The 25,591-nt window shown below is 43.8% G+C and carries 24 protein-coding genes; 7 read left to right on the top strand and 17 right to left on the bottom strand.

Annotated features, from left to right (window positions below; genetic code table 11):
* Nucleotides 1-553: 553 nt before the first annotated feature.
* Nucleotides 554-1,534 (top strand): DnaJ C-terminal domain-containing protein, encoded by a 981-nt coding sequence (locus ACP7AA_RS08070; protein ID WP_281490636.1) that lies wholly within the window; start codon nt 554-556, stop codon nt 1,532-1,534.
* Between the two features lie 118 nt (nt 1,535-1,652).
* On the top strand, nt 1,653-1,976 hold the full coding sequence (locus ACP7AA_RS08065; protein ID WP_201564015.1) for a chaperone modulator CbpM: 324 nt from the start codon (nt 1,653-1,655) through the stop codon (nt 1,974-1,976).
* 150 nt (nt 1,977-2,126) lie between these two features.
* Here ACP7AA_RS08065 and sstT read toward each other — a convergent pair whose 3' ends face one another.
* From sstT to ACP7AA_RS08045, 4 genes are all read right to left on the bottom strand, one after another.
* Nucleotides 2,127-3,329 carry a serine/threonine transporter SstT gene (sstT, locus tag ACP7AA_RS08060; RefSeq protein ID WP_201629547.1) on the bottom strand — a complete coding sequence of 401 codons (1,203 nt, stop codon included), beginning with the start codon at nt 3,327-3,329 and terminating at the stop codon, nt 2,127-2,129.
* 200 nt (nt 3,330-3,529) lie between these two features.
* Nucleotides 3,530-4,039, bottom strand: coding sequence for a DNA polymerase III subunit chi (locus tag ACP7AA_RS08055; RefSeq protein ID WP_426223194.1), 510 nt, complete (start codon nt 4,037-4,039; stop codon nt 3,530-3,532).
* A gap of 35 nt (nt 4,040-4,074) precedes the next feature.
* Entirely contained in the window at nt 4,075-5,730 is a 1,656-nt protein-coding gene (locus tag ACP7AA_RS08050) for a leucyl aminopeptidase (protein WP_426223193.1), read from the bottom strand.
* 300 nt (nt 5,731-6,030) lie between these two features.
* Nucleotides 6,031-6,651, bottom strand: coding sequence for a cysteine hydrolase family protein (locus tag ACP7AA_RS08045; protein WP_426223192.1), 621 nt, complete (start codon nt 6,649-6,651; stop codon nt 6,031-6,033).
* A 415-nt stretch (nt 6,652-7,066) separates the two neighbouring features.
* Here ACP7AA_RS08045 and ACP7AA_RS08040 point away from each other — a divergent pair, with 415 nt between their 5' ends.
* Together ACP7AA_RS08040 and lptG are read left to right on the top strand one after the other, a co-directional pair.
* Nucleotides 7,067-8,356 (top strand): LPS export ABC transporter permease LptF, encoded by a 1,290-nt coding sequence (locus ACP7AA_RS08040; protein ID WP_296176688.1) that lies wholly within the window; start codon nt 7,067-7,069, stop codon nt 8,354-8,356.
* Nucleotides 8,356-9,597, top strand: coding sequence for an LPS export ABC transporter permease LptG (gene lptG, locus ACP7AA_RS08035; protein ID WP_426223191.1), 1,242 nt, complete (start codon nt 8,356-8,358; stop codon nt 9,595-9,597). The genes ACP7AA_RS08040 and lptG overlap by 1 nt, the downstream gene beginning before the upstream one ends.
* Before the next feature lie 143 nt (nt 9,598-9,740).
* Here lptG and ACP7AA_RS08030 read toward each other — a convergent pair whose 3' ends face one another.
* From ACP7AA_RS08030 to recN, 9 genes are all read right to left on the bottom strand, one after another.
* Entirely contained in the window at nt 9,741-10,349 is a 609-nt protein-coding gene (locus ACP7AA_RS08030) for a class I SAM-dependent methyltransferase (RefSeq protein WP_413500283.1), read from the bottom strand.
* 383 nt (nt 10,350-10,732) lie between these two features.
* Nucleotides 10,733-11,071, bottom strand: a complete 339-nt coding sequence (locus ACP7AA_RS08025; protein WP_201629553.1) for a DUF3817 domain-containing protein — start codon at nt 11,069-11,071, stop codon at nt 10,733-10,735.
* Nucleotides 11,072-11,115: 44 nt separating this feature from the next.
* The gene (xerD, locus tag ACP7AA_RS08020) at nt 11,116-12,054 is read right to left on the bottom strand and encodes a site-specific tyrosine recombinase XerD (RefSeq protein WP_426223190.1); all 939 of its coding nucleotides are present in this window, start codon (nt 12,052-12,054) and stop codon (nt 11,116-11,118) included.
* A gap of 38 nt (nt 12,055-12,092) precedes the next feature.
* Nucleotides 12,093-13,313, bottom strand: a complete 1,221-nt coding sequence (locus tag ACP7AA_RS08015; RefSeq protein WP_426223189.1) for a methyltransferase — start codon at nt 13,311-13,313, stop codon at nt 12,093-12,095.
* Nucleotides 13,314-13,453: 140 nt separating this feature from the next.
* Nucleotides 13,454-13,780 (bottom strand): sulfurtransferase TusA, encoded by a 327-nt coding sequence (tusA, locus tag ACP7AA_RS08010; protein ID WP_068033657.1) that lies wholly within the window; start codon nt 13,778-13,780, stop codon nt 13,454-13,456.
* An 82-nt stretch (nt 13,781-13,862) separates the two neighbouring features.
* Nucleotides 13,863-14,342: a hypothetical protein gene (locus tag ACP7AA_RS08005; RefSeq protein ID WP_426223188.1), complete on the bottom strand. Its 480-nt coding sequence runs from the start codon at nt 14,340-14,342 to the stop codon at nt 13,863-13,865.
* 74 nt (nt 14,343-14,416) lie between these two features.
* Nucleotides 14,417-14,929, bottom strand: coding sequence for a Holliday junction resolvase RuvX (ruvX, locus tag ACP7AA_RS08000; RefSeq protein WP_426223187.1), 513 nt, complete (start codon nt 14,927-14,929; stop codon nt 14,417-14,419).
* A 72-nt stretch (nt 14,930-15,001) separates the two neighbouring features.
* Complete coding sequence (locus ACP7AA_RS07995) at nt 15,002-15,565, bottom strand: YqgE/AlgH family protein (RefSeq protein ID WP_183619385.1); 564 nt, start codon at nt 15,563-15,565, stop codon at nt 15,002-15,004.
* A gap of 132 nt (nt 15,566-15,697) precedes the next feature.
* On the bottom strand, nt 15,698-17,377 hold the full coding sequence (gene recN / locus ACP7AA_RS07990; protein ID WP_426223186.1) for a DNA repair protein RecN: 1,680 nt from the start codon (nt 17,375-17,377) through the stop codon (nt 15,698-15,700).
* A gap of 596 nt (nt 17,378-17,973) precedes the next feature.
* Here recN and ACP7AA_RS07985 point away from each other — a divergent pair.
* The gene (locus ACP7AA_RS07985; RefSeq protein WP_068407914.1) at nt 17,974-18,309 is read left to right on the top strand and encodes a pyrimidine/purine nucleoside phosphorylase; all 336 of its coding nucleotides are present in this window, start codon (nt 17,974-17,976) and stop codon (nt 18,307-18,309) included.
* A gap of 273 nt (nt 18,310-18,582) precedes the next feature.
* Entirely contained in the window at nt 18,583-19,353 is a 771-nt protein-coding gene (gene rlmB / locus ACP7AA_RS07980; protein ID WP_372829532.1) for a 23S rRNA (guanosine(2251)-2'-O)-methyltransferase RlmB, read from the top strand.
* Here the strand turns inward: rlmB and coaE are convergent.
* The 4 genes from coaE to pilB form a co-directional block, all read right to left on the bottom strand.
* Nucleotides 19,316-20,005, bottom strand: a complete 690-nt coding sequence (coaE, locus tag ACP7AA_RS07975) for a dephospho-CoA kinase (RefSeq protein ID WP_426223185.1) — start codon at nt 20,003-20,005, stop codon at nt 19,316-19,318. The two genes, rlmB and coaE, sit on opposite strands and share 38 nt — an antisense overlap.
* Nucleotides 20,006-20,122: 117 nt before the next feature.
* Nucleotides 20,123-21,022: a prepilin peptidase gene (locus ACP7AA_RS07970; protein ID WP_426223184.1), complete on the bottom strand. Its 900-nt coding sequence runs from the start codon at nt 21,020-21,022 to the stop codon at nt 20,123-20,125.
* Nucleotides 21,023-21,047: 25 nt separating this feature from the next.
* A complete protein-coding gene (locus ACP7AA_RS07965) occupies nt 21,048-22,271 on the bottom strand; it encodes a type II secretion system F family protein (RefSeq protein ID WP_298905912.1) in 1,224 nt (407 codons plus the stop codon).
* A 228-nt stretch (nt 22,272-22,499) separates the two neighbouring features.
* A complete protein-coding gene (gene pilB / locus ACP7AA_RS07960) occupies nt 22,500-24,209 on the bottom strand; it encodes a type IV-A pilus assembly ATPase PilB (RefSeq protein WP_426223183.1) in 1,710 nt (569 codons plus the stop codon).
* A 516-nt stretch (nt 24,210-24,725) separates the two neighbouring features.
* Here pilB and tpiA point away from each other — a divergent pair.
* Nucleotides 24,726-25,526, top strand: coding sequence for a triose-phosphate isomerase (gene tpiA, locus ACP7AA_RS07955; RefSeq protein WP_426223182.1), 801 nt, complete (start codon nt 24,726-24,728; stop codon nt 25,524-25,526).
* Nucleotides 25,527-25,591 lie beyond the last annotated feature (65 nt).

Here is a 25,591-nt window from a genome sequence, read left to right as displayed (position 1 = left end):
GTTATAGTGCTTCAGTAAATATAAAAACTAATTCTGCCTGCGTAGTTAGGACTGTCGTAAAGATGCACTATATAAGGGCTAAAGGCTTATATTTAATAAATTTAATATTTGAAAAAGTAAAATGAGATAATATTGAAAATAATGTAATAGAATCTTGCTATATTCTTACTATTTCTGAAGAAATCACAGTATTTAGCGTTTTGTGAGAATAATTACTTTGTAATTAGTTAACCATCTAGAAGATTGACATAGCTCTTATGTTTAGGCAGGCGAGCGCAAAGTTTGGCAAGCACATACTTAGCTATGCTATGGTAAATGTGACGGTTTATGAATCAAAAACAATATGCAGATAGACATACAGATATACATGCACATATAGCCATCAAGTTTGGTTTGCGCTAAGCATGACAAACAAAGTACTGTGTTGTCTTATATTGCTTCTAAACGAGAGGGTCGTGCAGCCGTATGCTAAAAATGAAATATTTATTCATTGCCCCCATATTATGTATTAAGTAAATGATCAGTAATAAATACTATAAGAAGGAAAAATAACATGGCAGAAAAAAATTACTATGACATTTTAGGGGTCAAAAAAGACGCCACGGATGCTGAGATTAAAAAGAAATATCGTAAGCTTGTGCGGCAATACCACCCTGATGTCAGCGACGATCCAGACGCTGATAATAAAATCGCGGAAATTAACAACGCTTACGAAACTATTAGAGATAAAGATAAGCGGGCGGAATACGATGCCATGCTCAACAATCCCTTTGCCGGTCAGGGCGGTGCAGGTGGCTTCGGTGGGCAATCAGCGAGCGGTGGTCAGGGTGGTTTCCGCTGGGAAGATATCAAAGATCAGTTTGGCGAAGGCCAAGCTTATGGCGATGGCGGTTTTCGCTTCGACGATATTTTCTCCGCTTTTGGTGGCGGCGGCGCGCGCGGACAATCGCAGCAGGGTGGTTTTAGGTCGCAAAATAGCCAAGGTCAAGACCAACATGCAGAGATTACCGTTGATTTGTCATCAGTCTACAGCGGCGATGACTATAGTATTAAATTAAACGTTCCCGTTCGCCAGCCAAATGGCAGCGTCGATTACGAAAATAAAACCCTGAAAATTAAAATTCCAAAAGGCATTACTGATGGCAAGCAAATTCGTTTAGCAGGGCAAGGTGCGGCCGGTATTGGTGGCGGTAAAAACGGTGATTTGTTTTTAAAGGTAAAAATCCGTCATGCGGATAATATCCGTATCGAAGGCGCTGATGTCTATCAGACGGTCAATGTAGCGCCATGGGAAGCGGCACTGGGCGAAAAAATTAACGTCAGTACCCCAGCAGGAACGCTTGGCGTGACGATTCCTAAAAATAGCAAATCAGGTAGCAATTTACGTTTAAGAGGTAAGGGTATTCCTGCTAAGCAAGCGGGCGATTTATATTTAACCTTAAACATCGTTAACCCTGATATCAGCAGCGAGTCCGCTACCAAAGCCTACGAGCAGCTTAAAGAAGCCTTTGCTGAGACCAATATCAGCCGTTAACTAAATCACATTTAAAAACGCCAAAAGCTACGAAAATAGCAGCAATATAACAAAGCAAACAGCAGAGATGAAGACCATACGATAACGATAAAATAAAGAGCAAACGAGGATAATCGCCATGAAACACTCGCCTGAATTTACCGACATTATCTTGAGCTTAGATGAGCTTGTATCTGCCTGTGGTCAAGAGCGCCAATGGGTCATCGAATTGATTGAAGAAAATATCATCGAATATGATGTGCCAGAGCGTCAGCAATTTACCGGTTATCAATTGACCACCGTGCGCCGTGCCTCACGCCTTAGCCGCGACTTTGAAGCGAGCGTACCGGCAATTGGACTGATACTTGAGCTATTAGATGAGGTGGAACAATTGCGTCAATTTAAACGCCAGCTAGACATGCAGACACCAGTGATTGAAGTAGATGTCGATCATTTAAAATAGTTTTTACAATAACAGTCTAAAGCAGTTATTTAAAATCACTGTTTAAATTAATAAATCACCCAATATTCAACACAAAAAAAGGGTCTCTATAATGAGACCCTTTATGGTATTGCAAATACAATTTATTATTTACAAGTATCGTTTTAAAAACTAGCGCGCATATTTTGGATCAGCAGCGGCAGTAAATAACACGTCTGTTGATGAGTTCAGTGCAGTTTCTGCAGAGTCCTGTACCACACCGATGATAAAGCCAAGCGCCACTACTTGCATGGCAATATCGTTTGGAATACTAAATAAGCTTGCTGCTAATGGAATCAAGAGTAATGAGCCACCAGCAACACCTGAGGCGCCGCAAGCACTAATCGTCGCAACCAAACTTAATAATAGCGCTGATGCAAACGATACTTCGATACCAAGCGTATGCGCTGCAGCAAGGGTTAAGACGTTAATCGTAATAGCAGCGCCTGCCATATTAATGGTTGCACCGAGTGGAATGGTGACCGAATAAGTGTCTTCATGTAGACCCAATTTGCGCGCAAGGTTCATATTGACAGGGATGTTGGCCGCCGAACTACGGGTAAAGAATGCGGTAATCCCTGACTCACGTAAGCAGGCAAACACTAATGGATAAGGGTTTTTACCGGTTTTAACCAATACAATCAGCGGGTTGACGATTAAAGCGATAAATAGCATACAGCCGACCAATACCATCAAGATATGAGCATAGCCCGCCAACGCGGCAAAGCCTGTCTCAGCAACGGTATTGGCAACCAAGCCTAAAATACCAAAAGGCGCTAGGGCGATAACCCATTTGACCACTTGTGAGATGGCGTCAGAAAAATCGCTGACCACGGTACGCGCGGTATCGCTGGCTTGACGTAGGGCAAAACCAATGATAATTGCCCACGCTAAGATACCAATATAATTGGCTTCAGCGATAGCCTGAACAGGGTTGGCGACCAAATTCATCAGCAAGTTGGTCAATACTTCTTGAAGGTTGGCAGGTGGTACTTGCTCAATGGTGGCATTGACCAATATCAGCTCTGTCGGGAATAAAAAACTTGCCGCAACCGCTGTTAATGCAGCCAAAAAAGTGCCGAACATATACATAATAAGCACAGGTTTGACATACACTTCATTGCCGCTACGGTGTTGGCTAATGGCTGCCATGACCAAGATAAATACCAGTATCGGCGCGACTGCTTTTAGCGCCCCGACAAATAGCGTCCCTAATAATCCTAACGCAATACCGATATTTGGTGCCAGCCAGCCAATCAAAACCCCCAATATTAAACCAATAATAATGAGCGGTACCAGCCCTATACGCTGATACATCGCAATCAATGAACGCATCTATACACCCTCGACTTTGTCAATAAATATAAAATTTATAATAGAACGGAAAAGTAATCGAAGGATGGTAGCATTTTTTGCGATAAGCGCCTACCTCTAACCCACGTAGACATGGGGTTATAGGGTAGTGAAAAAGCGTGGCACGCTAGGCAAATAAAGGGCGCTAGCAAGGTGAGAAAATAAAGATAAAAATCAATAAATTAAACTTTAAAGTGCGTGAGCTCATAGCCTAATTGTTGATAACTTTTATATTTGTGACGACCTTCTTGCACGCTATTGGCATCAGGTTTTATCAGCTCAAGTACCCGAGTAGGCTGGGTATTATTAGTTGCTGCCATAAAGTCATTAACAGGATAGATGGTGGTATTCAGGACAATACCTTTAAAATCGGCGGGCATATAGCTGCCCAATAAAACGGGTGCTAACGGTTGACTGTTAATAGGGTTAATAGCCGTATTTTCGCTATGGCCAGTATCAGTATCAGTACCATCACCAATATTAGAATCTAAAAGCCGCTGATGCGGTATAAAGCTTGTGGCATCATGTGACCATAGTGCTTCATCAAGCGTCGATAGCAAGGCATCTTGTTTGTCGATAAGAATCAGTAACGACTGGCTGCTTTTATTAAGCGCCGTTTGGGTCAACTGACAAATAAAGCCCAAGAAATCTTGGGCTTTACTCTCACTTAAAACATAAAAACTAACTTTCATAAACTGGTCTTCATCAATGAATTATTCACAACTGATTAAGCCATGTTTGCGCTGTTTTTGAGGTATTGCATAAACAATGGTACAGGACGACCGGTTGCCGCTTTGTCTTTACCTGAATTCCATGCCGTGCCAGCGATATCCAAATGCGCCCATGCTTGACCTTCTTCGACGAAGCGCGATAAGAAGCAAGCCGCAGTCACAGCACCAGCGCCTTTACCACCGATGTTTTGCATATCAGCAATAGGCGAGTCAAGCTGCGCTTGATAGTCGTCATCCATTGGCATATGCCAGATTAAATCGCCCGATAAGTGACTGGCGTTTTCTAATTCAAACAACACGTCTTCGTCATTACTAAATACCGCTGAGCGTACGTGACCTAAGGCAACCACACAAGCACCGGTCAAAGTTGCTACATCGATAATCGCTTTTGGATTATAGCGTTGTACGTAGCATAAAGTATCGGCTAATACCAAACGACCTTCTGCATCGGTATTTAAGATTTCAACCGATTTGCCGTTCATGGCTTTCACGATATCACCAGGGCGCGTAGCATCACCTGATGGCATGTTTTCTGCACAAGCAAGGGCACCAACGACGTTAATCGGTAGACGCGCTTCACATAAAGCTTTAATCGTACCGAGTACCGATGCTGAACCGCCCATATCAAACTTCATCTCATCCATTGCCGCACCCGGTTTGATTGAGATACCGCCTGAATCAAAGGTGACGCCTTTACCGACTAAGACGATAGGCGCGTCATCATTGGCAACTTGTACCTCGCTATTTGCATCGGCATTTTTAGATGATTTCTTAGGCAGTTTGGTTGGTAGTTTATCCGCTAAGGCTTTTAGACCGCCTGCGACTTTGGCGCTGTTAGTGCTGCCTTTATTAGCGTTAGCGCTGAAGTTTGATTTACCACGGTATTCCATGAGTACCAATTTGCCTTCTTTAGCAGAACCTTGCGCAACTGCTAAGAAGCAACCCATGCCAAGCGCCGACATCTCATCTTCACCCAATACGGTGACTTTTAATAGGTCAGGATAGGTTGTGGCCAATTCTTGTGCTTGTTCAGCCATATAAGCTGGGAAGCAAATATTACCCGGCTCATTGGCGACATCACGGGTTAAGCTTTGACCAGCGAATACTGCTTCAGCAAATGTTAACGCAGCTTCTAATGACTCGTCAGCCAATAAATAGATATCGGTTAAAACTGGCGTGGTTTGCTCAGATTTATATTTATCGAAACGGTAGCTTGCTGCCAGTAAATTCAAAGCAAACTGACCGAAGTGATTTTCTTCTAATGCATCACCTAGGGCGACGGTAATAGAATCGACACGTTTTTGCGTGCTTTGATAAATGGTATTGGCAATTTTTTGCAATACGCTATGACCAAGCTTATCAATATTACCAACACCGACCAATAACAGCTGTACTGGATTTTCTTTAGCCGTTTTTTTATCACCAGCCAAGGCATAATCAGCGACGGTTTCGCAAGCTTTACCATTAAAATGTGATACTTCCATCAATTGCTTAATGCGCGTTTGATAATCGCTTAATGCGGCTTCAGCTAAGATGTTTTTCTTATCATCGATAAGCACCACAAGGCAGGCCGCGTCTTTACTTTTGGCTTCTTTTTTAAGAATTTTTTGCGTATGCGTCTTTGGTAGGGTTTGGGTTAATTTAATATTCATATAATTATCCTTATTAGAGTTATGAAATTAGCATGATAAAAACGGCAGGTTTTATTTAAATTGCTTATACCTGTTAAATCGTTTGGGCTAATGAGCCATCGCAATAGTGTAGCATATTGCAAGGCGAGTGCGCAGTGAGCAAGGCTTAGGTAATATATTTGCACAATTTTGCTATGCTCGCTACGTTCATTAGCGCTGGTCTTTTTATCTAGTTTGTCTTTGTAGTTATCTAGGTACAAGACAAGGTTGTTTTCTATATTCTGTTATAGACCTTGTTGTAGATTTTATCTAGCTATTAAATTAGCTTTTAACTAACTCAGCGGTCGTGACTAAAGCGGCAAATCTATCTTGTAATGCGGCCATCGCGGTCTCGTGCATTACTTCTGCACTTATGGCTTCTTTTTTATCATTCGGCAAGGCGCGAGTGGCACAGGCATCATGGCAGACAAAACTGTCAAAGCCTAAATCAAACGCCGCTCTGACACTTGAGCTGACGCACATATGACTCATAAAACCTGCGAAAATAATTTGCTGCTTTTGCGTGCCTGCTATTAGCGTTTGTAGCTTGGTATCGTAAAAAGCATTAGGATGTTTTTTGACGATGACGGTTTCACCAGTCTTTGGTTGTAATTCAGCGACAATATCGACATTTGATGATAAAGGATCAAAAACTTTATCATTATCGGCGCCGTGATGGGCGATATGGACAATAGGAATGTCTTGCGCGCGGGCTTTATCTAATAACAGACGCGCATTTTTAATGGCGTTAGCACCAGCTTGCCCCAATGGCATCGCCCCATCGACGTATTCGTTTTGATAGTCAATAAAGACGATAGCGCAATTTGACCAATCAAGTGCATCAAATTGACCACCAGCAAGTTCAAGTAAAGTAGCGGGCGTAGAAGTGAGTTTGTTTGTCATTAGTATTCTCCGTTGAGCGTTATAAGTATAAATTTTGCAGGTATTCAGTCTAGCAATGAAATTTAAAGATAGGCGAACAAGGATACCAAGGACAAACAAACTTTTCTAAATGACATAAAGCAAAAATATAGGCCAAATACTTAATAGAGTTGCTCTGATATTAAGTGAGGCTTATAACTTATATACACTATATGCTTTCTCGTTTTTATCTATAATCTGCTAGCTAATCTAGCGTTATAGCAAGATAGAGGCAATGTTTTCCAACACATTTTACAGCCATTTTTGAGCAAAATATGCTAGGATTAGCGGTTATCTTTATCGCTACTATTTATAACGTAGCGCCAGTCAAACTGCGCTAAATTGTGCGCATACCAACCTTTCTTAAAGAGTGCCTATTGTGATATTACGCCGCTATATGACTCAACAAGTTGCCTCAACGACCGCTTTGGTGTTGGGGTTTTTAGTGGTGATGATGCTCGGCGGCCGTTTAATCCGTTATTTTGGTATTGCCGCAGAAGGCAATTTAGACATCAGCTTATTATTTACCATCATTGGTTATAATTTGCCCTACTTTTTAGAGCTTATCCTACCGTTGGCGTTTTTTATCGCACTCATGCTAGTATTTGGGCGCTTGTATGTTGACCAAGAAATGGCGGTGATTAATGCCAGCGGCGTGTCGCGTGGTAAGCTTGGGCGGTTGATGACACCATTGATATTGGCATTATTTGTGGGAGAGGCAGCCTTATCTATTGTTGGTAAACCGTGGGGCGTGCGCTCATCAGAAAGTGTTTGGCAGCAGCAAGCGTTGACCAGTGCTTTTGATTTGATACGTCCCAATCAGTTTATCAGTAGTGGCAATTATCATTTGTATGTCGGCAGCTTGAGTGATGATAAAAAACAATTGCAAGATGTGATATTGATTCAATCTGAGCCTAAGCCTAAAGGCAGTGCGGCAAAAAATGCGGCCGTTGATGTTAATAACAATATCGACCCAGAAACCGCTGAGCAACTCAATATCCCAGAGCTGCCAAATGCGCTTATAAGCGATAATAGTATCAGTAAGGATACCATTACCCTTGCTAAACGCGCTCAGCAAGTAGATACCGGCAGTAGCGGCGTTACTCAACTAGATTTGTTCCAAGGTCGCCGCTATGAAGTCGGCGCGGGCAGCCTAAAATACAATCAAGTGGGCTTTGATCGCTACCGTATCACCTTGACCGAATCCTCCAAAGAAGTTATCACCGAAGCCAATATCGAAACCCAAGCAATTGGTCCATTATGGCAAGCCGCAACGGGCAGTACAGCAGTGAATAGTGAAAATGCACTTCGAGCAGCGCAAGGAGAGCTTGGCTATCGCTTGGCCTTGCCTTGGCTCATGATTATTGCACCAATGCTGGCCGTGCCACTGGCGCAAGTACGTCCGCGTCAAGGTCGCTGGTTGCGCTTGTTCCCATCGATTTTATTATTTGTCAGCTGTGCATTGGGTATTATTTCTCTCAAAAATGCGGTGAGTAAAGGCAGTGTTAGCGTTTGGGCGTATGCATGGTTGGTATTAGGCTTTATGGCATTGGCGCTTTATATGAACTGGGGCAGCCGCGTCCAACATCGTTTGCGCTTTCGCAAACCAGATGAGCTGTTAACCGTTAGCGAGCATCAAGGCAATATTGACCATAAAAGCAATGGCTCACAAGGAGGACAATCCTAATGAGCGCTTTATTCTCTAAATCATCATCGTCTAATTCATCAAAGCCAAATTCGCCAAGCCATAAGCTAAAACTTGCGCCAAAACCAACCAATCTAAAAGTGCTCAGCCGTTACGTTAAACTAAACGCTTTGCTTGCTATCATCGGCGCGGTTATAGGCTTGTGGGCATTGCAGCTGGTATTTTCTTATTTGTCTGAGTTAGATTCGTTAGATGATAACTATACGATGGGCGAGGCGATTAAATATATCTTTTATCGCTCGCCGTACTTCTTAGAGCAGTTTATCCCAACGGGCGCGTTACTTGGCGCCGTGGTCGGTTTGGGTTTACTTGCCAATAAAAGCGAGCTGGTCGTCATGCGCGCCGCTGGCGTCAGTGTTTATCGTATCGTCGGTTGGGTGTTGCAGCCTGCCTTGATTTTTGTGCTATTGGCATTGGTGATTAATCAGTTTGTCCTGCCGTATTCGAATCAATTGGCGCAAGAGATTAACGATGAAGATAATAGCTCGCTTGTCACCTCGGTACGTGGTTATTGGACGGTACAGCCGCGCTTTGAGAGTACAAAAGACGGCAGTGCCAAGCCAGATGGTAGCGATATTTTGTATATCGATTATGCCGATGTGCAAGGCAATATCGGCGAAGTTAAACGTTGGCATTTGGATAATAATGGCAATCTGCAAACTGCTATTCATGCTGAGGGCGGCAAATATATCGGCCGCGAACCGATAGATACTAATAGCAGCAAGCCGAGCGAGCAATACCGTTACGAGTGGCAGCTGAATAATATGACCAAGCTGATGATTGGCCAGGGCTTTGAGAGTAGCCAAGCTATCGCACCGTCAGATACCTTGAGTTTGCCTTTTGCGCCTGAGTCGGTGTATTTACTCACTCGTAAGGCCGAAGACTTGTCATTAACCCAGCTGTATGAGCATCGTCAATTTATGCGCCAACAAGGCACGCGCTCGTTAAGTCATGAGTTGGCATTTTGGCAAAAGCTGCTTTCACCGTTATCGATTTTATCGCTAGTGATTGTTGCTTGCTCATTCGTCTTTGGCTCACTACGCACGCATAGCTTGGGCTTGCGTATCGTCGTGGCATTACTATTTGGCTTGCTGTTTAGTTATGTGCAAGACTTGGTTGGCTTTGTCTCATTGGCGACTGGTTTTTCGCCATTATTAATGGTGCTATTGCCAATTATCGCCAGTGCGATATTGGGTGGATACTTGCTTAAGCGGCAAATGTAGTTTTAAAAATATAGTTCTAAAAATATAGTTCTAAAAATATAACTTTAAAAATATAGTTCTAAAAATTTAGCCATAAAAAAGCCCGCTAACACATCATTGTGTTAGCGGGCTTTTTGTTTGCTCAGCTTTTAAGTTGCTTAAGCTTAGTCTTTGGTCGCCATGGTAATGGTATAGGTTTTACCTTGTTTGACTTTTTCGCTATTGCCAAATACTTCGGTAAACGAGCGTTTCATAAACTGACGTAAGCCATTAATGGTCACCACATAAAAACGCCCACCTTGACGCATACGTGCATAAGCATCAAGGAAGTATAAATAGTGCTGCTCTTTACCTACTTTGGCGGGCAAGTTCGACATCACAAGGCTAAAGTCTTTGTCTTTTGCCACATGATTAAAGCCATTTGATAAATGCACATCGACATTTTTTAGACCGTTTTTCTCACAATTCAGGCGCGCATATTCTACCGCCATAAAATCTTTATCAATCAAGGTATGCAGACCATTCGGGCATTCACGCGCTGCTGTCATGCCAAGCACGCCATAGCCACAGCCCAAATCGATCGAATCATCATCCGCTTGAAAATCCACATAATCAAGTAGCATCAAGCTGCCATCATCGAGCTTTTGCGGTGAAAAAATACCCCACGTGGTCGCAAAATCAAACGGTTTGCCAAGCACATCTTGGCGAAAGTTAATATCTTCACGCCAGTGTTCAGCGCTTTTTAATAGGTCAGCAGGGGGTCTATGGCTCATGGGATTCTCGGATATTGGATAATTAAAAGGGGTGCGCTGCTCAATCGGACAGCGTGCATATCATGATGCACTTTATTGAGGCTATTGTAACGAGAAAAGGGCAGGTTTGCAGCATCCTATTGCTAGAATTGTATTATGGGAAGTTGTTATTGCAAAAATTGTGATGGGAGCCAATCCTGCTATCCGCTACTATCAGGGCTAAACCGCATCGCAAGGCGACTATTACATGACTGCAAATATATGATTGCGTCATTTGAAGATGAGTAGGGTGTGTCATGCGCACCTTAATCAAAATGATGTCTAAAATTTGTCCACAAGGCGCACCCTACATCTAAGAAATTATAGAAATTCAGCACATCTTTGTTACCGAAAAACCTTTAATTCTACTTTCTCAGGTTCTTTTTTAATAAATGATCAAATATAAACGGACCAAATGGTAAAAATGAGCCGAGCACACCTGCAGGCATTGCCCATAGCGGCATTTTGATTTTGCTAGTTGCAATCAACAGCATCAAAATATAGGCGATAAACAATGCTCCATGCGCCATACCGATATATTTCACTGCCTCAGGAATGCCCATCATATATTTTAGTGGCATGGCGATACCAAGCAATAATAAAAAAGAAGTGCCTTCTAAGTAACCCATAATGGTAAGGTTTTTGAGGGCAGAATTTTGCCCTTTTGTTAGGGTAGGCAGAGTAGATGGCTGAGCTTGCAACACGTTATATTCCTTTTACAATCATCAATAAATAGTCAGTTTTAACTTTAACCGCGCGGATGATGCTCGGCATGCAACTTCTGTAATCTTGCCGTCGCCACATGGGTATAAATCTGTGTCGTTGATAAATCACTGTGCCCCAGTAATAACTGCACGCTACGCAAGTCCGCACCATGATTTAATAAATGCGTAGCAAAGGCGTGACGTAAAGTATGCGGTGATAATTCTTTATCAATGCTGGCAACTTTGGCGTATTTCTTTAATAGATACCAAAAGTTCTGCCGTGTCATATAACCACCTTGCGCGGTCAAGAACACCGCTTGGCAATTACCCGATTTCAAATGCGCAATCAAATCGCCACGAGCATGCGTTAGATAATCTTCCAGTGCATCTGCTGCGTATTCGCCGAGTGGCACCAGTCGGGTTTTATTACCTTTACCGGTAATTTGTAGCCAACCAGAGTTTAGATTGACTTGCTCAAGCGATAGATTAATCAACTCGCTAACCCGTAGACCGCACGCATAGAGCACCTCTAACATGGCTTTATCACGCAGACCGAGCGCCGTGCTGCTATCAGGTGCCGCCAATAGGTTATCGACATCTGCCTCGCTCAAATCTTTTGGCAGTGGACGACCTAATTTGGGGCTTTTGATACGCTCGCACGGATTATCTTCGCGCAGATTACTGGCAATCATCCAAAGGTAGAACTGGCGCAAGCTTGACAGCATACGTGCTTGCGTGCGCGGCGTTTTGCCTTCTTGGGTAAGGGTTGATAGACAGTGCAGCACGTCTTCAGGCTGCCATTTCGTCAGCGCGATAGGATTGGTCAACTCGCAAGAACGCAAATCGCGCACATAAGCGTTACGCGTCCGCGTTGCAAGTCCGCGGGCAAGCATCGCTTGACGAAACTCAGTGATATAAGTAGGTTCATCATCAACGGCTAGCGCTTTAGGTTGGCGCTGTTGCACAGCACGGTCGCGGCTCATAATTTGATACTCAATTATTAATTATCAATTATTAAAGATTAGGCAGCTTCTAAGCACCATAACGAAGTAACCTCGCTACTCCTCGCTGCAAATAGCGGATCGGTATTATCTTGGCTGCGACCATGCTTAGGTTTGGTATCGAGACGGTACTTTACTTTCAAACCGCTATCTGCAAACCAGCCTAATAATTCCTCACGAGTACGTAATTGTAAATGCTCAGCCAAATCCGACAGAATCAACCAGATTTCTCCTTGCTTAGCTAAATGAGATTTCGCGCCTTGCAAAAACCCACGCAGCATTGCACTGTTGGCATCATAAACGGCGAACTCTAACGGCGAGCTCGGCTTAGCAGGCAACCAAGGTGGATTACAGACAATTAAATTGGCAAGTGGCGCATCAGTCGGATAAAGGTCTGCTTGCTGCAACTGCACGTTAGCTAGCCCTTGGCGCGTAAAGTTTTCGCTGGCGCAGGCCAAAGCCCGCGGATTTAAGTCCGTAGCAATCACCTGTTTGACACCGCGCTGCGCTAAGATAATTGCCAGCAACCCAGTGCCCGTACCAATATCATAGGCGACATCATGAATTTTCGGCAATGGCGCATCGAGCAATAGCTGCACATACTCATGCCGTGTTGGCGCAAAAACACCATAATGCGGGAAAATCGATAGACCTAAACTTTCAATTGGGACGCCTTTTTCGCGCCACTGTGCTGCGCCAAGCGCCCCTTGTAGGTCACGAAATGACAGCACACACAACTCTTTCAGCTCGCCAAAAGCAGCTATACAAGCTGCACTCACATCGGGAGCGCGGCGTAACTGGCTGACATAATTGGCATCAAGTTCTAATAGCAAGCGGCTTAAGATACGCGCACGCTGGGCTTGGATTTGGCGCTGCTGATGAAATAAGTTGGGAATGTCTTTGGATAACTCTGAAGATTCAGCTGCAGTTTTATTAGACTTAGCAGACTGATTTGCTGCTTTTTTTATTTTACGCTGCTCAGAGCGCTCATTGGTACGCTCGATACGTCGGTTGAGCGCTTGTAGCAATTGCTTGGCATTATGAAAGTCACCGCGCCACAGTAGTGATGTGCCCTCGCAAGCCAAACGGTAAGCCTCATCTGCGGTCGTTTTATCATCAATCAATACAATACGTGCAGGCGGCACATGATTGCTTTCCGACAACCAGCGGGCTTGATGTAAGGTTTCGTTTCCGTCTTTGTTTTCCTGCCACTGCACATACTGCTTTTGGGTTGCTAACACGCTATCTACCTTTAATTTGTGAATGATATGTTTCGTACAAAGCAAAGATATCTTGATGCTATTACTGCTGTTACTTTATTAACGTACTGACGTTCTTAGTGCTCTTAGGTTACTAATTTTCTAGGGTCAATCAAATACATTTAAGCATTCTTTTTCTTGACCAAATACCGATAAAGCGTGGCGCTGATTGGCGCGTTATTATCGTCAGCAACCGTGATTTCATCCGGATCGACATTTAAAGGTACATTTTCAGCAAGCGTTTCTTGCTGCACAAGCTCATGGCCCAAATGACGGCAAAAATTAGGAATATCGCGAGTGGTTGCAGGGTCGGTGGCGAGTATCTCAATCACCGCACCGGCTTCGGCTTTACGAATGATTCGATGCAGCATCATCACTGGCTCAGGGCAAATAAGCCCTTGGGTATCTAGATGATGTTGAATCGTGCTATCAGATATTGAAGTTGTCATAGTCGTCGTTTTAAATTAATAAAGTATGGTTAAAAAAGTTCTTTGCTATCTATTGCTTAGCATTATTTTCTGTTCAGCTGTTTTACACTTCTTCAGCGATTTCGGCTTCTTCTTCAGCTTCTAAAAAGTTAAAAAAGCGTTTAAAGCTCACCTTAAATAAAAACGCCACCCCAAGCCAACACGCCAATCCTAACCAAGCAGTATCAGCAAATAATAGCCCGCCAAGTAATATAACCGTCGATACGCCAATACTCATAGCAATCATCGATGGCTGATTTAAGCGATAACGATAAATCACCAATGCATCATAGATAGTAATAGGAATCGTGAGCGCAACCAAAGCATAGGGCAAGTTATAGAAAAGTTGATAAAGCAGCTGATTGTCATGAAAGGCTCTGATACTGGCAATAGTGCCAAAGACCATAAAGGCGAGAATAGCGGCATAAATAAGATAAATCGCTATTTGGTTTGCTCGCTGAGCGCCTTTGATACGCGCAATCGCTAGCGGCGCAAAGCCACGTTGCGACTTGTTTTGCAAAGATTGGTCTGAGACAGTGGTCATATTAATCAGTCATTTATTCGTTTAGATAATATAGCAAAGAGGCGCGGTATGTTAGCAATGGACTTACTGCTATCTTAATCCGCTTTAATCGCGTCGATGGCGATACTGCTACTGGGATCAGCAAAGTAAGTCGACATCAGGATACAGGCGGAGATATCATCAATCGGGTCGCGCTCGTTTTTAATCCAACCGTTTTCCCACGCAATTTCCCTTGCTGCCACCGAGGTCAGGCGCTCATCGCAAAGACTCACGACTACCGGCAGATGCTGCTCCATAACTCTATGCGCTAAGCGGCGGGCAAATTTGTGCGCCCGCTTAGACAGCATTGAGCTGCTACCATCCATATTCAGTGGCAATCCGACCACCACTTTTGCCACGCCCCAAACCTTGATAATACCGAGCAGATTATCCCAATCAGGCTGACCGTTATTCATCGCCAAGATATCAAAGGCGCGCGCAGTTTCGGTAATGGTATTACCCAACGCCATGCCCATCTTTTTGACGCCATAATCGAGTGCCAAAATAAGATGCGGCTTAATGGCTGGATCGACAGCTGTCGTATCTGTTATAAGCGTGCTATCTACCATAATCAGGGGTACTTCCTATTTCTGTCTTTATTAAGAAAATGCTGCTAAGTATATAGCACTCAATATATAACGCTAGGCATGACCAATATCGCTACTTAAATAGTCAAAATTAACGCCAATCTTATCGGCCGCGATTTGCCAACGTTCTTCAAATGGCGTATCAAACAATAAGTTTAAATCAGCAGGGCAGACGAGCCAGTCGCCGTTATTGAGCTCTTGGTCGAGCTGTTTTTTACCCCAACTGGCATGACCTAAGCACAGCTGATAATGCCCAACACCTTGACCGGCGGCGATACGTTTTAGGATATCTTGACTGGTAGTGATACAGACGTTTTCTGAGATTGCAAAAGACGATGCCCATTCTGGCTGCCCCGTATGCAGGACAAAGCCAACTTCTGGATACATAGGACCACCTTCTAACGCCACATCTTCCATCACTTGTGGGTCAGTCACTTCAATGTCTAAATCCTCTAACAGTTTGCCGACGCGCGACTGCTCTAATGGCCGATTGACCATCAGACCGAGTGCGCCATGTTTATCGTGACGACAGATATAAATCAGCGCCTGCTCAAACCGTGGGTCTGACAGCTCGGGTGCCGCAATTAAGAAATGATGGGTCAAATTGGCTTTGGACATAGCAAAAAACGCAACCTAATGTGAATGGTAAAATAACAGAGATGACACACCACTATATGGCGATACTGAGTAAAAAATCAACCAAAGCAAATATTTAGCGCTTATTCGACATTAATGGTGCACCGTAAATGTTTATTTAACATCGGTCAATAAACTACGGGCATGGTCACGGGTGACATCAGTAATGGTCACACCGCCAGACATACGTGCCAGCTCATCGACTTGCGCACTATCGGTCAATATTAACAGCTCGCTTTCGGTTTGTTCATCATGATGTTTTTGTACCAAGATATGTTGATGTGCTTGTGCCGCAACTTGTGCTTGGTGGGTAATGGCAAGCAGCTGCTGCGTCTGCCCAAGCGCGCGTAATAACTCACCGACCACTTGCGCGGTGCCGCCACTGATACCGACATCGACTTCATCAAAGACGAGCATCGGCTTGGCGGCATTATTATCAGCATTGGTCGCTTGCAATACTTGCATCACCAGCGCCATTCGTGACAGCTCACCGCCCGAGGCAATCTTGTGTAATGGCTGCATCGGCATACCGACGTTGGCGCTAAATAATAAATCAATATCATAGCAGCCTTGCGCACTATATTGGCTCGTATCGGCCTTTTTGGTAAAGACAAACTCGCAGCGGGCGTTGGGCAGGGCAAGCGGTTGTAATTGCTTAATCAGCTGCTTACTGACCATTGGCGCCGCTTTTGAGCGCTCTTTATTTAACTGCGTTGCGAGCGTGAGATAGTCTTGCCATGCTTGCTCGATTTGCGCCGCCATCGCATCGCTGCTTGGCTCGTCTTCTAATTGCTCTAATTGTGCTTCCCAACCTTTTGCTTCATCGATTAAATCATTTGCTGGCAAGCCATGCTTACGTGACAAACGATGCCCGAGACTGATTAAGCTATCGAGTGTTTGCAGGCGCTCAGGGTCAGGTAGCTGTTGCTCAGCATAATCCGATAGTAAGCCCGTGACCTCAGTGATTTGCTGCTGTGCTAAATGCAACTGTTCGGAAGCCTGCTCAAAGGTTTGACTGACGCCCATTTGGTTGTCACAAAGCTTAATCGCTTGCCCGAGCAAGGTCATGACATCTGGCTCATCGCTATCATTATCGAGTAGGTGCAAGCCATGACTGGCCTCTTGCATTAATGCTTCAATATTGGATAACTCTTCGTGCTCCGCTTCAACTTCTGCATAATCAACGGCGAGTAGTGGCTCAATGTCGGCAAGCTGGCTTTGCAACAGTTGCATACGGTCTTGGCGCTGGGCTTCGCGGCTTGCGATATCAGCAGCTCGGCGTTTAAGCTGCTGATAAGCTTGGTAGCTGCTGGCCGTTTGTTCTGCAAGTGGCGTGATTTGTGCCATCTCGTCCAGCCATTGCACCACAAACTGCGGCTTAAGTAATGCTTGCTGGGCATGTTGACTATGAATATTAACCAGTAAGGCGCCCAAGCTTTTAAGCTCCGCCAAGCTGACCGGCGTGCCATTTAACCACGCTTTTGAGCGCCCTGTATTACTAAGCTGACGACGAATCAAGACTTCAGGTTCTTCTAAGGGTCGGTCGTTTTTGGCAAACCATTCGGCAACGACGTCATTATTTTCCACATCAAACTGGGCATAAATATCGGCGTGCGCAGCGCCATGTCTGACCATCGCACTGTCGGCGCGCTCGCCTGCGCATAAGGATAGTGCATCCAATAATAACGACTTGCCAGCACCCGTCTCACCGGTGATGACATTGAAGCCTTCAGCCACACTCAGCTCATGCTGAGCAATCAATGCAAACTGATGTAAAGTTAATGATACGAGCATCAACGCCTCTCATGGCAGACAATGAACTTCACCAATTATGCTGATAATTCATGTCTAAAATAGGTAAATAAGGAAATAAATGGCTTTGGTTAATGGTGCTAATGAGATAAAGGGGATTGGCAAATATTATGGTGGCAAAAGACAGTAAATACAAATTTTAAAGGTAATCAAAGTATGGTCGTGCATTTAATAATAAAGCAAACTTTCCTAGTCGCTGTAACAAACTTTATAGATATAATGTGGTAGCATAATCTCACATAATGATAAACTCTTACCACCAGATTTTTATACAATCTGCGCTACAAGATTGGTCTTATAGATAAACAAAGACAGTACTATGACGGTCAAAGTCAGAGGTGCATAAATATTTCAGACAATGTAAGCTCAGCCGGACGCTATGTTTAGCTGCTAGTGACATTAAGCTAAATATAGTGTTAGTCGTTAAAAATTAGTCATTAAAAAGAGGTTTTTTAACTGTCATTTAGGCAGTGAATTAATCTCTGGTTTTTCAATTCGGTTTTTCAATTCGGTTTTTCAATTTGGTTTTTCAATTTGGTTTTTTAGTTTGGCAATAATTATTTGATAAGGAAGCCACTATGACAGCGGCGCAATTTACCAATGTAACAGTCAATGCTCAAGCCACGATATCCTACGATGGTCGTTGCTCAAGCCATACCATTATGTTTGAGGACGGTCGCCATAAAACGTTAGGAGTTATTTTGCCTTGCGACAATTTGGTCGAACACTATCACTTTAGCACCAATACCTCCGAACGTATCGAAATCATCAGCGGTGAGTGTGAGGTCAAAATAAACGGTGAAGAAGAATTCAGCTACTACCGCGCAGGCCAATCATTCGTGGTCGAAGGCAATAGTGGTTTTAACTTACGCACGGAAGAAATCGTGCAGTATATCTGTCATTTAGAAGGTTAATGCTATTTAAGCTTAGTTCTATTAAAAGATAAAGCTCTTAAAAATTCATACTATCAAAAGTCAATGCGGATAAGGGTGTTAAAAGGCTACTTCTGACACCTAAAACGAAGCACTTAAAAAGAGATAAATCTTAAATAAGGTTTGTTTCTTTTTTTTGACGATTTTTTTAATAATAATATTTCGTTTAGCGGCTGATTAGTTGCTACAATTATCGTTATATTTTTCTTCTTTATCGCCGCGCGCGATACCCACTTTATAATCAATAGGCCTATTATGGCAAAACCTAGCTATTTTTATGGTATTCATGCAATTGATGCCTTACTCGAACACCGTCCGCTTGATGGACTCAGCTTATTTGTGCAGCAAGGACGTGAGACTGACAGCCACGTACAAGCGATTATGGCGCAAGCACGTGATAATGGCATTAGCATTCAACCGACGCAAAAAGACAAGCTCACGCAACTGTGCGGCAGCCCGCAGCACCAAGGCGTGGTGCTTAATGCGCGTCCATTAGGGTTCGCTGACGAAGGCTTGCTCGATACCATTGCTGGACGTGAGCAGTGTTTATTGTTGGTGCTTGATCAAATTACCGATGCGCATAACTTTGGTGCGTGTTTACGTACCGCAGTGGCCATGGGCGTTGATGCGGTCATTTGTCCAAAACACCATGCGGCAAGCTTGACGCCAACCGTTGCTAAAGTATCGGTAGGAGCAGCAGAGATGATGCCTATCGTCAGTGTGACCAATTTGGCACGTACGCTAAGCAAAATTAAAAACGCTGGTGTATTTGTCTTTGGTACTGCCTTAAATGCAGAGGCTAAGCCAATACATGAGGCAGATTTGACGGGCAAAACCGCGATTATTATGGGATCAGAGGGCGAGGGCATGCGTCGCCTGACAACAGAGAGCTGCGATGAGCTGGTTTATATTCCGATGTCAGGCAACGAGCATGGTAATTTACAGAGTTTAAATGTGAGTGTTGCTACCGGTATGGCGCTCTATGAGATTAATCGGCAGCGAACTTTAGCTGCTGGGCAAGCGTAAGATAGTCTTGGTGTAAAGGCTCAAGCTGTACATATAACGCCGCAAGATCGCTCTCGTTGAGTACCACATCATCTGCATAACGATTACGCTCTTCGCGGCTTAGCTGATTGACCATAATGGCTTTAATCTTTTGTACGCTTTGCTCGTCACGCTGGCTGGCACGCGCAAGTTGGGTGTCCTCGGTGGCATCCATTACCAAAATACGGTGGCATAAATTGGCAAGCCCAGCTTCAGCGCCTTCAATGAGTAGCGGCGCTGATAGCACCACGTACGGTGACGTGCTGGCTGCTAGTTGCAGTTTCGCCGCTTCACGTATCGCTGGATGGGTGATTGCTTCAAGCTCAATTAACGCTTCAGGATGAGTAAAGACATGGGTGCGAACAGCGGCACGATCCATTTCACCATCGGCCTTTAACACCCAATCGCCAAATTTTCTCTTGATTTTGCGTAAAGTGGTACTACCTTTAGCGACAACTTGATGAGCAATCACATCCGCATCAATAATATCAATCCCTTGCTGGGCAAACCAGTCGCTTGCCGCCGACTTGCCGCTGCCGATACCACCGGTTAAACCGATGACCAATGTCTTACTTTTGGCTTGGTGAGGCTGTGGTTGAAAGAAATAAGACGAAGATGAGGCGTAATTTGACATAATGATGACTTATTTAACTGATAAAAGAGGGATGACCGTAATACAGCAATAACCTATTCTAGCAGGTTAAAGACCCTGTTTTTAGAAATTGCGGGTCTACTTGCATAGGATAGATGGCTAAGTATACATCCCTAGGTACCAATTGACGATGTCTGAGCCGTATAGTAAAGCGATGATACCGGCAATCGCGATGTAGGGACCAAAGGCAAAAGGACGACTTTCCCCTTGTTTTTTCATTAGAATAAGCCCAACGATTGAACCAAGCAGTGACGACAGTAGAATAATTAACGGCAACATCATAGGGCCAAGCCAAGCACCTAACACCGCCAATAATTTAAAGTCACCTTGTCCCATGCCATGTTTTTTAGTGATGAGATAAAAGACTTTGACCACAACCCACAAAGATAGAAACCCAAGCAATAGCCCCCAAATGGACTGAGTAGGGGATACAAACCAGCCTTGAGAGTTTACCGCCAAGCCTAATCCTGCTAATGGAAAAGTCAGGCGGTCAGGCAGTAGCTGGGTATCAAAGTCGATACCGGTCAATGCTACCAGCGTCCAGACCAAAATTAGGGCAGATAATCCAGCGGCGCTGACGCCAAACTGGTAAATGACCAAGATAGATAGTAGGGCGGACGCCAACTCAACAATAGGATAACGCAGCCCAATAGGGGCTTTACAGTCCGAGCAGCGTCCCCGTAATGCAAGCCAACTTATCAAAGGGATATTCTCATACCATTTTATTTTATGGGCGCAATGAGGACAGCGTGAAGCAGGTGTGCTTAATGTGATAGGCGTATCGGTGGCGACAATGTTTGCGACTGGCATCGTATGTTCACGCGGCATGTCTATCTGCTCAGCCATAAACTGGCTACACTCTTGTCGCCAAGCCGCTACCATCATAAGCGGTAACCGATGAATGACGACATTTAAAAAACTGCCGACACAAAGACCGAGTAGACCAAATACGACTAAAGCAAGAGTCATATTTTCTTGTAATAACTGAATAAATTGCATGAAGTCGTTGTCCTTGTAGTAGATTTTAGCCTACTACTGCGCCCATTTGGAAGATTGGTAAGTACATGGCAATCACTAAGCCGCCGACTAGTACACCTAGCACTGCCATAATCATAGGTTCCATCAAGCTGGTCAACCCATCAACCGCATTATCGACTTCATTTTCGTAATAGACAGCCACTTTATCGAGCATCTCTTCTAAGCTACCTGACTCTTCACCGATACCGACCATTTGAATCGCCATACTTGGAAAGATATTGGTTGAGCGTATGGCAAACTGTAGTTGCTGTCCTGTTGAGACATCATTTTTTATTTGCTGAATGGCATTATAAAATACCACGTTATTTGCTGCACCAGCGGTAGAGTCTAAGGCATCGATAAGCGGGACACCAGCAGCAAAGGTGGTTGATAGCGTGCGTGCAAAACGGGCGATAACGGCTTGGTAAGCAATATTACCAAATATTGGCGCTTTTAAAACCGCACGGTCTAAGAAATCACGAAATTTCTTAGACCGTTTTTTGGCCTCTGAAAAGCCAATAATAGCACCGCCAATAACCACGATTAAAATAAACCACCATGCCTGCATCCACTCAGACATATTAACGACCATTTGAGTAAAAGCGGGTAGTTCAGCACCAAAAGACTCGAATAAATCCGAAAATACAGGAACCACTTTAATCAGTAGAATCATAGTAACGATAATGGCAACGACAACAACCGCAATCGGATATTTCATTGCTTTTTTAATTTTGGCTTTTAACAGCTCGCTTTTCTCTTTATAGGTCGCAACACGCTCTAACATGGTTTCAAGTGCACCTGATTGCTCACCAGAGTCGACAAGAGAACAAAACAGATCATCAAAGTAACGCGGATGCTTACGTAATGCCGACGCAAAGGTACCACCTGCTTCAATATCAGCTTTGATTTGCAGAACCAAGTCTTTCATGCTTGGATTATCAAGTGAGTCGGCGACAATCTCAAAAGACTGGGTCAGCGGCACACCTGCTTTCATCATGGTGGCCAATTGACGGGCAAAAATGGCAATATCAATAGGTTTGATAGATTTTTTGAAGGTATAGAGTGGCTTTGGCTTTTTCTTGATGCCTTTAACCGTAATACCTTGTTTGCGCAAGGTGGCTTTTGCCAGCTCCAAGCTACGACTGGTGGTCTCGCCTTTCACTTTTTGTCCGCGCCGGTTTACCCCATCATAGACAAAGTCTAACAGCATGTCGGTTTTAGCTTTTGCCATGTTACTACCCTCAAAAATTGTCTAATAGAGATACTGCCAAGCTATAAAAAATTGCCAAACTATAAAAAGATACCTGATCCTCATTTTGGATGTGGCATACTTTGTTTTAGCATAAAAAGCCAGTATATATCTGTTTTATATTTAAGTACATCTGTTAGGTAATATTGCTGGTTTATAAAAATCCATGCTTAAAACTATCACTCGTGGCGTTTTTATGTTCTACGATAGTTATTCAGAGGTCACGCGCATCATTTCCTGAATACTGGTCACCCCTTGTAACACCTTTAAAACACCAGAGCGGCGTAAGTCTCTAAAGCCGTTTCTTAGTGCCGCATCTTTAATGTCTATCGCGTTACCATCTTCCATAATAATACGGGAGATATCAGGGCTGACTTTCATCACTTCGTAAATACCAACACGCCCTTTATAACCTTCACGGCATTCGTTACAGCCGACAGGCTCATAAATAATATTGTCTGGATTGTCTAAATCAGCATCGGTAAAGCCCAGTTCAAGCAGGCTTTGACGCGGGATATTGATTGGTTTTTTACAGTTCTTACATAAGCGCCGTGCCAACCGCTGAGCAATGACCAAGTTTACTGACGTTGCGATATTAAATGAGGCAACACCCATATTACGTAAACGGGTTAAAGTTTCAGGTGCAGAGTTTGTATGCAGGGTCGACAGCACCATATGTCCCGTTTGTGCCGCTTTGATCGCAATTTCGGCGGTTTCAAGGTCACGAATCTCACCGACCATAACGATATCAGGATCTTGCCGTAAGAATGATTTAAGCGCATTGGCAAAGGTCAAACCCACCTTCGGGTTGACGTTGACCTGATTGATACCTTCAAGGTTAATCTCGACCGGATCTTCGGCAGTGGAAATATTGGTCTCGCCGGTATTTAAAATATTAATACCCGTATAGAGCGAGACAGTTTTACCAGAGCCGGTAGGACCGGTGATAAGTAACATACCTTGCGGCTTATGTAAGGCTTCTAAGAACATCTCTTTTTGATCGGGCTCATAACCCAATGCTTCAATACCAAGCATGGCTGATGAAGGATCCAAGATACGTAAAACCAGTTTTTCGCCAAATAAGGTAGGTAAAGAGTTTACCCGGAAGTCGATGGCTTTATCTTTAGAGATTTTAAGCTTAATACGGCCATCCTGCGGTATACGGCGCTCGGAGATGTCCATCTGCGACATCACTTTTAAGCGTGCCGCAATCTTACTCGCCAGTTGTACCGGCGGGCTGGCCATCTTTTGCATCACACCATCGACACGGAAGCGCACCCGAAAGGTTTTCTCGTAGGGCTCAAAATGTAAGTCTGATGCGCCCATACGAATGGCGTCAACCAGCATTTTATTGACAAACTTTACAACCGGTGCTTCATCGACACCGTCACTAAGCTTGGTTTCACCTTCGTCTTCTTCGCTTTCATCAAATCCAATATTTAAATCGTTATCAGAAAAGCTATCAAAGCTTTGCATGGTATCGGCGTAAAGGTTTTCAATACGCTTTTTTAACTTATCTTCTTCAACGACGACGGTTTCAATAGATAGGCGTGAGTTAAAGGCAATGGCGTCGATGGCATCAATACGGGTCGGGTCACTCAATGCCACAAACAAGCGCTGTCCGCGCTTAAAAAGCGGTAAGGCATTAAACTTGCGCACGATTTTTTCATCGACCAAGTCTTTTGGTATGACGTCTGAGCTGAGCGCATTAAGATCAAAAAGAGGATCGCCAAACGCTTGTGACAACATCTGTGCCAACTGATAAGCATTGGCAAGCTTGTGGTCGACCAAATAAGGCACTAGCCCTATTTGCTGTTGTTGTGACTCCGTTTGCGCGGTTTTCATATGCGCTTCGCTCACAATACCTTCACTAATCAACTGCTGTGCTAAACCGCCGTATTTACTGGCTGTAATAGACATTAAGACCTCTCTTTGCTTGATATCAAATAGGCTTTATTTTTTAGACTGAATTTTACCGAAACCGCATCATCATAATATTTATAGCGCATTCACTTTGAACTCGCACATAACTATTAGCATATATAGCGTATCAATTTTATTTTAAATCAACTATATATAGTTAATAACCAACGATCGACCATGACTTATATAGTTATGTCTAATAAGCGAGTGCCAATCAGTTGTATCTAACTTGTTGTAATTATTGCTAGTCAATCATACAGATGATTGATTGTCTTGGTTTTATTTATTATAAATAGAATGATATCCAAATTTACTGCTGTTAAAAGACTTTATATAGGGTATGAGACTGTTAGTCTATAAGAAATAACCACTTAGAAAAAATATAATGTAAGAGTCGGCAAAACATCAGTTTCGATTCTGACCGCACTATACTATAGCACTTGGGAAATATTTGTTATACTTGCGCGCATATGAGCCATATTGGCAGCAATAGATAAGACAAGGTATATAAGTATGCAAGCGTGGGTAATTGGAAATTGGAAGCAGAATCCAGCAACGAGCCATGACGTCAAGGCGCTACTAGACGACCTATTAACTGCCGTTAGCACCAAAGAGCAATCTGATATCGCTGCCTGTCAATTAATGGTTGCACCAAGTTTTATTCATTTAACAGCTGTCAGTGAGCGTCTAAAAGGTAGCTCGGTGTTGTGCGCTGCTCAAGATATCAGCGCGCATAGTGCAAGCACAGGCGCTTATACAGGCGATTGTTCAGCGCAACAAGTGGTAGACGCTGGCGCAACATGGACGATACTAGGTCACTCTGAGCGCCGCCAGTACCATCAAGAATCGCATGATTGCTTATTGCAAAAAATGACTCATGCGCTCACGCAAAATTTAGGCGTGATATTTTGTATTGGCGAAACCCAAGCGCAGTACGATGCAAAGCAAACGCTGGCCGTCATTGATGCGCAATTAGCCGTTATTAAGGATTTGCTTACTCAGCAACCAGAACTTATTGCAGGTTTACCAGCGCGTTTAATCATCGCGTATGAGCCAGTTTGGGCGATTGGCACTGGCAAAGTACCGACCGTGGCAGAGGTGAGTGCAACGCATCAACATATTAAGCAAACGCTTGCGAGCTTTAATGCTGCATTAGACAACATGACTGTTTTATATGGTGGTAGTGTCAATGCTGATAATGCCGATAGCTTTGCCGCCGATAGCATGATTGATGGTGCATTAGTCGGCGGTGCATCATTAAAAGCAGAAAGCTTTTTAGCTATTGCTCAGGCCTTTAGCCGTGCTATGGCTTAATAAAATCAAATAAAACAGCCGTTTAATAAATACTGAATGGCTACTTTATTCAAAAAATGTCTTTA

Origin of the sequence: Psychrobacter sp. DWR1-2-3 (assembly GCF_049896465.1) — a bacterium.
Taxonomy (GTDB): Bacteria; Pseudomonadota; Gammaproteobacteria; order Pseudomonadales; family Moraxellaceae; genus Psychrobacter; species Psychrobacter maritimus.
The sequence above is the reverse complement of the archived record's forward strand: the minus strand, read 5'-3'. Positions and strand labels throughout refer to the sequence as shown.

Coding starts and splice junctions, on each gene's coding strand:
- ACP7AA_RS08070 (WP_281490636.1), top strand. CDS start 554: ATGGCAGAAAAAAATTACTATGACATTTTAGGGGTCAAAAAAGACGCC.
- ACP7AA_RS08065 (WP_201564015.1), top strand. CDS start 1,653: ATGAAACACTCGCCTGAATTTACCGACATTATCTTGAGCTTAGATGAG.
- sstT (WP_201629547.1), bottom strand. CDS start 3,329: ATGCGTTCATTGATTGCGATGTATCAGCGTATAGGGCTGGTACCGCTC.
- ACP7AA_RS08055 (WP_426223194.1), bottom strand. CDS start 4,039: ATGAAAGTTAGTTTTTATGTTTTAAGTGAGAGTAAAGCCCAAGATTTC.
- ACP7AA_RS08050 (WP_426223193.1), bottom strand. CDS start 5,730: ATGAATATTAAATTAACCCAAACCCTACCAAAGACGCATACGCAAAAA.
- ACP7AA_RS08045 (WP_426223192.1), bottom strand. CDS start 6,651: ATGACAAACAAACTCACTTCTACGCCCGCTACTTTACTTGAACTTGCT.
- ACP7AA_RS08040 (WP_296176688.1), top strand. CDS start 7,067: ATGACTCAACAAGTTGCCTCAACGACCGCTTTGGTGTTGGGGTTTTTA.
- lptG (WP_426223191.1), top strand. CDS start 8,356: ATGAGCGCTTTATTCTCTAAATCATCATCGTCTAATTCATCAAAGCCA.
- ACP7AA_RS08030 (WP_413500283.1), bottom strand. CDS start 10,349: ATGAGCCATAGACCCCCTGCTGACCTATTAAAAAGCGCTGAACACTGG.
- xerD (WP_426223190.1), bottom strand. CDS start 12,054: ATGAGCCGCGACCGTGCTGTGCAACAGCGCCAACCTAAAGCGCTAGCC.
- tusA (WP_068033657.1), bottom strand. CDS start 13,780: ATGACAACTTCAATATCTGATAGCACGATTCAACATCATCTAGATACC.
- ACP7AA_RS08005 (WP_426223188.1), bottom strand. CDS start 14,342: ATGACCACTGTCTCAGACCAATCTTTGCAAAACAAGTCGCAACGTGGC.
- ruvX (WP_426223187.1), bottom strand. CDS start 14,929: ATGGTAGATAGCACGCTTATAACAGATACGACAGCTGTCGATCCAGCC.
- ACP7AA_RS07995 (WP_183619385.1), bottom strand. CDS start 15,565: ATGTCCAAAGCCAATTTGACCCATCATTTCTTAATTGCGGCACCCGAG.
- recN (WP_426223186.1), bottom strand. CDS start 17,377: ATGCTCGTATCATTAACTTTACATCAGTTTGCATTGATTGCTCAGCAT.
- ACP7AA_RS07985 (WP_068407914.1), top strand. CDS start 17,974: ATGACAGCGGCGCAATTTACCAATGTAACAGTCAATGCTCAAGCCACG.
- rlmB (WP_372829532.1), top strand. CDS start 18,583: ATGGCAAAACCTAGCTATTTTTATGGTATTCATGCAATTGATGCCTTA.
- coaE (WP_426223185.1), bottom strand. CDS start 20,005: ATGTCAAATTACGCCTCATCTTCGTCTTATTTCTTTCAACCACAGCCT.
- ACP7AA_RS07970 (WP_426223184.1), bottom strand. CDS start 21,022: ATGCAATTTATTCAGTTATTACAAGAAAATATGACTCTTGCTTTAGTC.
- ACP7AA_RS07965 (WP_298905912.1), bottom strand. CDS start 22,271: ATGGCAAAAGCTAAAACCGACATGCTGTTAGACTTTGTCTATGATGGG.
- pilB (WP_426223183.1), bottom strand. CDS start 24,209: ATGTCTATTACAGCCAGTAAATACGGCGGTTTAGCACAGCAGTTGATT.
- tpiA (WP_426223182.1), top strand. CDS start 24,726: ATGCAAGCGTGGGTAATTGGAAATTGGAAGCAGAATCCAGCAACGAGC.